The 7,676-nt window shown below is 35.4% G+C and carries 1 protein-coding gene; it reads left to right on the top strand.

Features of this window, described 5'->3' with window-relative positions; genetic code table 11:
- Positions 1-411: 411 nt before the first annotated feature.
- Positions 412-7,676 (top strand): YSIRK-type signal peptide-containing protein (locus QZ114_RS06755; protein ID WP_295501314.1); only part of this gene is annotated, 7,265 nt, incomplete at its 3' end.

The following is a 7,676-nucleotide window of genomic DNA, read 5'->3' as shown; positions in this document are numbered from 1 at the left end:
ATATGAGGATCCCTTTAGGGATAGTGGTAAGTAATACTAAAGCCTCTTTGAGAGGCAAGTGACGAGTCAAGAGCAATCAGACTTGAACAACGTGAAAGCCAGCGTCTTTAGGCGCTGGCTGGTAATTTGGACTTATAGTCCTGGGACAAACCACCCGTTAGACGGGTGGTCATGATTTATATTAAATTTTCATACTATATAGTTTGAAATATCTGTATAAAAAGCGTTGCATATATATATATATATAATGTGGAAAAACCTTGAAATATCACTGTTACAGCGTTTACATCTTTAGATAATCTTTATGTAAATACTTGATTTTTTGTTTGAAAAGCATTAGTATATTATAGGGGGTATTATGTTTCAAAGATTTTAAACTTATTCTAGTGAAACAATAGAAAGGACATGTTTATGTTTGGTAAAAAGTCTAATGATAATGGAGAAAAGGTATTCCGTTACTCTATTCGTAAGTACCATTTTGGTGCTGCAAGTGTTGCAGTTGCTGCATTAATGTTTTTTGCAAATGGTGCGGTTAAGGCAGATACTTTACCAGTATCACCTGCTACGGCTAATACTGAAAAGGTAAATGTTGGTGTTACGGAACTGACAGAAGGAGTTCCACCTAAAGAGAATCCTATAGAGAAATCAAAAGAGGAAGTAGAGGGTGATAAACTACCAGTTGCTCAGAAGCTAGTGGATAAGTCTCCTCTCGTTCAGGCAATTAGTGATCTTCAAGCTGCGATTGCAAAAGCAGACGAGGAAAGTTTACTAAGTTTATCTAATCAACTTTCTCAATTAACCGAAGAAAATAAGCGTTTACTTGATGGAGAAAATATTTCTGAGGAAGCGATTGCAAGCCAAGTAAGTCGGGTTCAATCTCTTACAGAGCAAGTGCGTCTACTTAAGTCTAAGACTGAAGATAAAGCTTCTAACAAGGAAGATAGAACTGATTCTAAAGCTCAAGATAAAAAAGAGATTAAAGTATCTGATAAAGCCGTGAATCCTACTAATCAGACTGAAGAAATCAAAGATGTTCAAAAAGATGATAATAAAGAGGAAGGTACTACTAATAAAGATAAATTAGAATCACTTTCTAAAAGTTTAATCACTTACTTAGATACTGCTAAAAAAATTGAACGCCCTGAAACCAAGAAACTCTTGGAGGGAGTAGAAGAAATTGTCCGCTCTGTCGAAAATGGATTAGTAAATCCGCAATTGACTGCTTCAGAAATTGAAGAATTAATGAAGCAAGGTAAGCAAGCAGAGAAAAAACTTGCCTTAGCAGTATCTCGTGAACATTCAGGGAGGCGTGATGCTCGAAATGGTATAAATATACGTCCAGAATCATATTTTAGATCAAACTACTATAGAGCTCCTGACGGTAAAGTTTATGATAGTCGTGGTGATGAGCGTTTAACTGAAGCAACTGTTGGATATATTACAAAAGCAAATGATGGTTCGGGGTATCCGCCAGGTACATTTTTATATATTTCACACAATGATAATGCTGCTGCTACTGGTAGAAATAATGCAGATTTAGGGCCACAACCTGTAAAAAGACTAAAACAAAAAGTTTTTGCGGAAGTTACTAAAAAATCAAACGGCTATCATTGGAAAATAACATACAATAATGCTCGTGAGTCTAGACAAAATCCAATTTATTACTTTACTGTTCCAACAGGTCAATCTGTTCAAAATATGAAATTATTTGAAAATGGTGCTGTGGTAAAACAAGGTGGAGTTAGAGACGTATTTAATGGAGCTTCTGATAAATATTTAACTTCTGTTGGTGCGCCAGATACGGGAGTTAATGGAACACCTTATTATGAAAATGTTGCCAATACTCAAAATGCGATTGTAGGTAACCGTGGTGGAATTTATGGTTTAGATGACTTTGTAAAAAATAATACAGAAGTTTATTTCAATAGAAATGGAATGACTGAAGAAGACAAAATTGTAACAGATAAGTTATATGATAAAATTAAAAATTCTACTCAAAATGTGTTTGCTTTTAGACCGCGTGATTTTGATAGAGGGAATACTTATGTTGTTGAGTTTGATACAGTAGGAGATACCGAAGAGCCGCTATACTATATTGCTGGGATGAAATCTTATGAAAAAATTCCAACAGGACGTTTCATGCATAAGAGTTATCAACAATGGTATGGTGTTCAAGAAAGATATAATATTACAGTTGATACTAGCAGATTAAAAACAACGTTTCTAAAAGGAACAGGGATAGGAACTCTTGATACAAAAGCTGGATTAGCGAGTAGTGCTGTTACAATTGAAGATACTTATACAAGTACAAGATTTAACCCAGGTGCTGGAGATATAGGTGAGTATAATACTTATAAATCAACAGGAAACTATAGTAAAGACTACTATAAACAATTCCACAATAGGTTTGTTAGAGATTTTAGAGGCGGTGAAGATGGAATTAATGTGACTGCTGATAGAAGTAAAGGAAATCATACTTTATACATTGAAGCTGATGTTCGAAATCAAAGAATTAATTTCCGTCTACCTTATAAAGTTGTTACACAGTCAGATATCTATCAACCAGTAGCAAAAGCTGCAACAGGTGTTAAAGATTATACAGGGAGCCTAGGTTCAGCAAGTGACTATATTACAGAATACAGATATAATCCTGTTCCAGGATTTAAAGAACCGGATTCTTATGATTTGGGTACACCTAGTGAAGGATTATCATTCTATAAAGATAGAATCTTTGATTTTCCTAAAACAAGTGCAAGAATTAAAGAACAGTCTGTTAAATCTGTTGAGTGGGCAGGAGGGACAAATGACCTTACTACTGGTACTAGAGTTATTGAACTAACTGTAGAAAATGGTAGAAAAGAACTCTTTAAAGTTCCTTATGATATTGATGTCGTACCTGGTGGAAAGATTTCTGCAGAAAATGTTGCAAAGTTGAATGCTGCTATTCGTGAAGCTTATCAAAAAGTTGATACAAATGGAAATGTATCGGGTACAGTTCCAACTGTTACATCAACTACGCCTGTATGGGTGCAAAAACAAATAAAAGTTACCTACTATGATAATGAAAACAATGCTCGTACCAATAATCAAGATGATTCTGTTGACTATGTAGATGTTCTTTTCAAACAAATTAGAAAAGAAGCAACACCTACAGCTCCAGCAATTAGTGTGCCTGAAGATGGTTCAGCATCTGTAACGCCAAAAGGGACTACAGATAAATTAGTGGTATCTTATAGACCTACTGATCAAAACGCTGATACTATTATAACAGTTAAAAAATCAGGGACTACATGGGGAGCGGTTGATACTTTACCAAATGGAGTAACAGTTAATCCATCTAACGGGGTTGTATCAATTACAGAACCAACTGTAAAAGATTTATCAACAATAACTGCTAAAGCAACTTATTTAAATAGTGACGAAGCTTCAGCAACAGATACAGTAAAAACTCCAGATAATGTTCCACCAACAGTATCATTTAATGGAAAAGCATTAACAGAAAATGCGGATGATAATCGTTTTATTATTTATCGTGGAGCAAACTTCAATCCTACATTCAGAGTTCAGGATAACAAGAATAATGTAAACTTATCAATTACTGGACTTCCAAAAGGAGTCGCAAATGTTACAGCTAGTGGAAGTAAGGATTATAACTACACAATTCCTGATAATACTGTAGCGAATGATGCTTCTTTTGGAGAAGGCACAGCTACTGTTGTTGCAACAGACTCTCGTAAAAATAGTGCAACATATAAATTTAAATATCGTGTGGTTGAGCTTCAAAGTAGCAATAGTCCAGCTGCACCTGAAGTAGGGGATTCTCTAGGTGATGCTCATCGTTATCTTAAAGTTGCTGAAAGTAATACTAGAGATACAGATGATTATTATCCTAGTGGCATGAGATTTATTTGGAAAGAAGTAAATCTAAAAACTTTTACAGCTAGTGAAATTTCTAATGATAGTAAATTGAATAAAATTGGGAAACAGACTCAGTACTATGCTACTGCTGTATTCCCTAATAATGGGATAAATGATAAAAATATTACAATAAATAATGAAAGTGCTTCTTACAAAATATACTCAGGTGAGACAGTACCTAAACCTATAGAATTTAACGTTCGTCCTAAAAAACCATCGCTTGTAGCAGAACAATTTTATGGTACAGCAGGTACAAGACCAACTGTAACAGTAAGTAATCTTCCGACCAATGCTCAATTACAAGATGGAGCAACGGTAAAAGTTGAGCTTTATCAAGGAACTACGAAAGTTGCTAGTAAAACTGTAACAGATACAACTGGAACAACAACTTTATCAGCAGGAGACTTTACAGCTAACTTAACAGAAGGACAACAAGTTCATGCAGTTGTAAAAGTGACAGGTGGTAAAGGGACAACAGCTTATGATGTATCTTCTGCGGATAGTGATAATAGAAGAGTTACTGGAAGAAGTGAATTTGCTCAACCGGCTAATAAAATTGTTCAAATAAAAAAAGGCAATTTATCCGAGGAAGAAAAAACAGCCATTAAGAATGCGATTTTTGAAGCTAATAAAAATGGTATCTTAAGAGGTAAAACAGTAAATGACATTACCATTACGGACGCTGGTGTTATTCGTGCAGTGGATAAAGATAATAAAGTAGCAGAGTTAGAAGTAAATCCTACAACTGGAGTAGTGACTCGTTATGCTCATATTCGTGATGATTATAATTTGACATTTAAGAATAATGGAATCCTAGCTAATCGTCCTACTGACAAAGGTTTTGAATGGAGCCAAGATGGCAAGAGTTTAATTTATAAATTCGATGCAACGAAAGGTACTCCATTACCAATTAATGACATTTTGAACACTATTACAGCAAATCCGAAAAATCCGGATGCTAGTGGGCAACCTTCGTTAACAGTTGTGAATGGTAGTGATAAAGTTGCAGGTGAAAGAAAAGAAAACGGTTATAAACATGAAGGTGGTTTCTTCTATCATAACAATAAACCAGTCAACGTATTAGATATTGTTCGTGATAATTTTGCCGGTGGAGGGAATGTAGATAATTCAGCAAATAAATTAGTAGAGATAAATCGTAGTGATGTTAATGATAGAAACATCGTTGGGACTAACTTAGAAAAAGGAACTACGACAATTTCAGGATCCAATAGTGCAGGAACAATTACCATTAAAACTCCTGTTGTGAAAGCGAAAGATGGATCTTCGTTAATTGTGAAACGTAAGTTGTATTTGATGCCGAAATGGACAGATTCAGCATTGTTAGCGGAACGCAATACAACGTTAGAAAATAATACTAATGTTATCAATTTGTATTTTGTACCTGTTGATCCAATTAAGCCAGAGGTAGCCCGTTCGAATTCGAATACTTTAGCAACTACAAGTGCTCAAGCAAATCGTTTAGCTGAAAATACATCATTTACTAGTTTAGTTAAGTTAACGGATAACTACGATAAAGACGATGCGACAAATGCTACTAGCAATACGGTTCGTAGTAAGTTGAATATGTGGGTTAAGAAAGGTAGCACTAAAACTCTTATTGTAGAAAATGGTGTGGAAAAAGCGGATGTAATTGCACGCTTGAAAAAAGAAGTTAATTCAGCGACTTATGAAGTATTTGCCAAAACAACAGACGCTTCTGGTAACAAGAGCCATGAGGATAATAGCGATGGTGAAAGCCTTGGTTTCTTTAGAGTTGGATATAACCTAGTTGCACGTCAGACAATTAATGTTGTACGTGGAGAAACTTTAACTCAGGCTGAATTGAACAAATTAGTTCAAGTTCAAGAAGGGAATACGCTTCAAGATTTACCACAAGGTGCAACTGTTACAGCTACACTTGACACTAACAGTATAAGAAGTGGAAGTGAAGAAACAAAAACTGTAGAAGCGACTATTAATTTCGGAGAAAATAGGACTCAAAAAATTAACTTAACTTATAAAGTTTTAAATACATTCCCAATTGCTCGTATGATTTATGACTTTAAAGATGTAACTCGAAGCAATGGACATTCAGATTATTATAGTAATACAGGAAATAATATTCCTAGTGGAATGAATTGGCTTTATAAACGTAGTGGAGGAGCTGAACAAGGTGGAACGACCTTTACAACAACACTTGCATCAGATCCTGTAGGGACAACTAATTATACATTCATTGGTAGATATAATTATGGTCGATTTACAAACCCTAATACAACTACAGGCAATTTAGAACATACAGAGACATTAGTGCATAAAGTGTTTGATGTTGCAGATAGTAAAAACGTTTCTGTTAGCCAAGGAACTACTTTAAGTGCTGAGCAGGCGAAAGCTGCTGTGAAGAATGCTACTGGCTCTGATACTTTACCTAATGGAACAACTTATGAATGGGTAGGAAATAAGACAGCTAGTACATCAGGTAAACAAACATTCCAAGTGAAGGTTACATTACCACCATCACAAACAGGGGATAATTTACCAGCTGCAACTCAAGCGACACCAAGTAAGACAATCAATGTAACGGTGAACGTAACTCCACCAAAACCAACATTTGATAGTAATAAAGTGACTTCAACTTCACGTACTATTACAGGTACATTAGGTGGATTAAATGCGAATAGCAGTAATACAGTAGTATCTGTTGCATTGAATGATGGAACTAACCGAGTATTGACAAGTGAAAATAATGGTGGAGTAACTATCAACGGTAATACGTGGACGGCAACACTTCCAGATGATGTAAAACTTCGTACATCGGTTGTTAAAAATGGTGAAACAACTCAACCAAATGGTTTAACTGTCACAACAAAAATTAAAGGTTCTACTACTGCAGATGATATCAGTGTAACTAGTGATGTTAAAGCTGTTGAAATGGGTGATTACTCAGTAAATGCAACCATTGCAGGTAGCAAGCATATTGATGTTAAAGTACCACATGATGCTAAACGTATGGAATTACGATTCCACAACAGCACAGAAACAAGTAATACACCAAAAAGTATCGTTCTAGTACGTAGCCAAAATGGTGGAAACTGGCAAGTAGATTCTACAGAAACACCTGCTGGAGTAACGAATGTAAATAACTTTGTACAAGCTATTACTAATACTGTTAATGCAACAAATAAAGCAGAAAATCTAGTGACGATTACACTAAAAGAATCACATAATAATGCTAAACTTCGTATTAAAGAAGAAAATGCTTCTGGAGACAATACAGCTACTTACAGAACAGGTTTAGGATTACGAGTAGATTACAAACCAGAACCAAGACAAGCAGTCACATCAGCAGGAAATTGGAAAGTAGTTTCTGTAACAAATAATAAACCTACATTAACTTATAAAGGCACAGAAGCAAGTAGTGTAGATGCACGTAAAGTATTCCCATCAGGAACAAGTATTACTAAAGCTATGCTAGAAGATTTAGTAACTGTTGGAGATAGAGAAGATAAAGTTACAAATGAAGCTGACAAACCATACGGTACACCTACTATAAAAATTGTTTCAGGATTAACAGAAACACCAGGGAAAGCAACAGCATCAGGAAGCTATGCAGTAGTACTTAAAGCCGTTGACAGTCAAGGAAAAGAAAGTAATCCATTGACAGTGTATGTGGGAGTGGTGTCAACAGTCGTGAAATACCAACCAAAAGTTGGAGACGAAACGAAAGGATCACCAATTGATATTGAGGTTCCAACAGG

The sequence above is a fragment of the uncultured Streptococcus sp. genome, from assembly GCF_901875575.1.
In the GTDB taxonomy this organism is placed as follows: Bacteria; Bacillota; Bacilli; order Lactobacillales; family Streptococcaceae; genus Streptococcus.
This window is presented reverse-complemented; position numbering and strand designations above follow the sequence as displayed.